The organism is Leisingera sp. F5, from assembly GCF_001593695.1.
Genome location: NZ_LUKH01000489.1, coordinates 1 through 2276 on the forward strand (window position 1 = coordinate 1; position 2276 = coordinate 2276).

The 2276-nt window shown below is 62.4% G+C and carries 2 protein-coding genes; both read left to right on the plus strand.

The window, feature by feature from the left end; all coding sequences use genetic code 11:
• The first annotated feature begins 257 nt into the window (after window positions 1–257).
• A complete protein-coding gene (locus A2I95_RS32300; protein ID WP_291736412.1) occupies window positions 258–1787 on the plus strand; it encodes an AMP-binding protein in 1530 nt (509 codons plus the stop codon).
• Entirely contained in the window at window positions 1784–2194 is a 411-nt protein-coding gene (locus A2I95_RS32305) for a hypothetical protein (RefSeq protein WP_291736414.1), read from the plus strand. The genes A2I95_RS32300 and A2I95_RS32305 overlap by 4 nt, the downstream gene beginning before the upstream one ends.
• Window positions 2195–2276: the final 82 nt, after the last annotated feature.

Here is a 2276-nt window from a genome sequence, read left to right on the forward strand (position 1 = left end):
GGCGATGCCGACGCCAACGGTCCAATCGCCCTGCTGCTGGGCCAGCGCGGGGCCGGCCAGCGCGGCCAGGGCAGAGGTCAATGCCAAAGCGGAAACCATGCGTTTCATGGGGTGCGTCCCTTTTCTTATGATTACTCCGCCGTGGTGCACCCGGAAGCGGGTGGAAACCCTGATCTGAATCAAGGAGACCCTTGCTTTGCCTTTGAAAATGCAGGGAAAAAATGCATATCAGCTATGCGTTTCTGGAATGTCTAAATATGCATGATTTTTGTAACATTCCTGGGCTGCGCGCCGATGGCAGCTGGGACCTGCCGGAGCGGCTGAACATGGCCGCCCAATGCCTGTCGCATCCTGCTGAGGCTGTGGCGCTGATCGATATGACCGGCCCTGCGCGCCGCAGCTTTTCTTATGGCGCGCTGTCCGAGATGGTGGATGGCCTGGCTCGCTACCTGCTGACCCGCATCCAGCCGGGCGACCGCGTCGGCGTGCTGCTGAGCCAGTCGCCATGGTGTGCTGCAGCGCATCTGGCCATCTGGAAGGCGGGCGGCATCTCGGTGCCGCTGTTCAAGCTGTTCAAACGCGACGCGCTGGCCTCCCGCGCAGGCGATGCCGGAGTGCAGTTTGTTTTTACGGACACCGAGGGAGCGGATCTGCTCGGCGATCTGGCCGAAGCGGTGATGACAGAGACCGCCGGAATGGATGGCCCGCCGGTGCCTTTTGCCGACACCACGCCTGAAACCCCAGCGGTGCTGATTTACACTTCGGGCACCACCGGCAACCCCAAGGGCGCGCTGCATGGCCACCGGGTGCTGACCGGGCACCTGCCGGGTGTTGCCATCAGCCATGACCATTTGGGGCAGGAGGGCGATTGCCTTTGGACCCCGGCGGACTGGGCCTGGATCGGCGGGTTGTTCGATGTGCTGATGCCGGGCCTGGCGCTGGGCGTTCCAGTGGTCGCCGCACGGCTGGACAAGTTCACACCTGAGGCCTGCGCCGATCTGATCGCAAAGGCCAGTGTGCGCAACATCTTCTTTCCGCCGACCGCGCTCCGGATGCTCAAGGCAGCCGGGCAGGGGCTCCACGGCCTGCGCTCTGTTGCCAGCGGTGGAGAGCCCCTGGGCGCCGAAATGCTCGCCTGGGGCCGGCGGCGGCTGGGGGTGACCATCAACGAGTTTTACGGCCAGACCGAATGCAATATGGTGGCCTCCTCCTGTGCTGCGGATTACGAACCGCGCCCGGGCTGCATTGGCAAAGCGGTGCCGGGGCATGAGCTGGCGGTGATTGATGGGTCGGGCAATCCCACGGACGGCGAGGGCGACGTTGCCATTCGCCGCGGCTCTGCCTCAATGCTGCTGGAATACTGGAACCGGCCTTCGGAGACCGCGGCAAAGTTCCGCGGCGACTGGCTGGTGACCGGCGACCGCGGCGTCTGGGAGGGTGATTATCTGCGCTTTGTGGGGCGCGAGGATGACGTGATCACCTCGGCAGGCTACCGTATCGGCCCGGCGGAGATCGAGGATTGCCTGCTGACCCACCCGGCGGTGGCGACTGTGGGCGTGGTCGGCAAGCCCGATCCTCTCAGGACCGAGATCGTCAAGGCCTATGTGGTGCTGAAACCTGGTGCCACCGCCGCCGAGAAAGAACTGCAGGACTACGTGAAGGAGCGCCTCGCGCAGTATTCCTACCCGCGCGAAGTGGAATTTCTCGACGCCCTGCCGATGACTGTAACCGGCAAGGTGATCCGCAAGGAACTGAAGGCGCGGGCTGCGGGGGAGACGGGCCTTTGACACAGAGACAAGAAAGCCTCAGTGACAAGCATGTTGCCTGGTTTGCCCGGTTATTGAACCCTAAATGCCCAGAGTGCGGTGGCATTGTGCCCGGTGCCAAGCTGGTGCCTCGAAGGCGCAAACGGTTGAAAGCTGTTGCGTGCAGATCCTGTGGTGCGCGCTGGTGTCTGGGGCTGAGCCATTTTGAATACAGCTTCCGGCTTATGACGCGGTGCGCTCCCCTGATGATTGCCTCGTTCTTTCTAATGGGCGGCTTCTTGGAAACCATATTTCCGCAGCTGACCTACGAGACATCAACCGGTCTGACAAAACTGCGGGGCGGGGCTTTCCCGTTTTTCCTGATCGCATTCTTTGCGCCTGTAGTGGCTTTTAACCGCCGCCTCCCTTTGAAAAAGGAAATGGAATGAAACTCACATCCAAGGCGATGCCCTCCTCGGAAGGCTTCAAGCAGAACCGCGAGGCGCATCTGGACGCCCTTGCGCAGATCAG

What these genes read in the sequence shown, in the direction of transcription:
- A2I95_RS32300 (WP_291736412.1), top strand. Translation starts at nt 258, where the DNA reads ATGCATGATTTTTGTAACATTCCTGGGCTGCGCGCCGATGGCAGCTGG.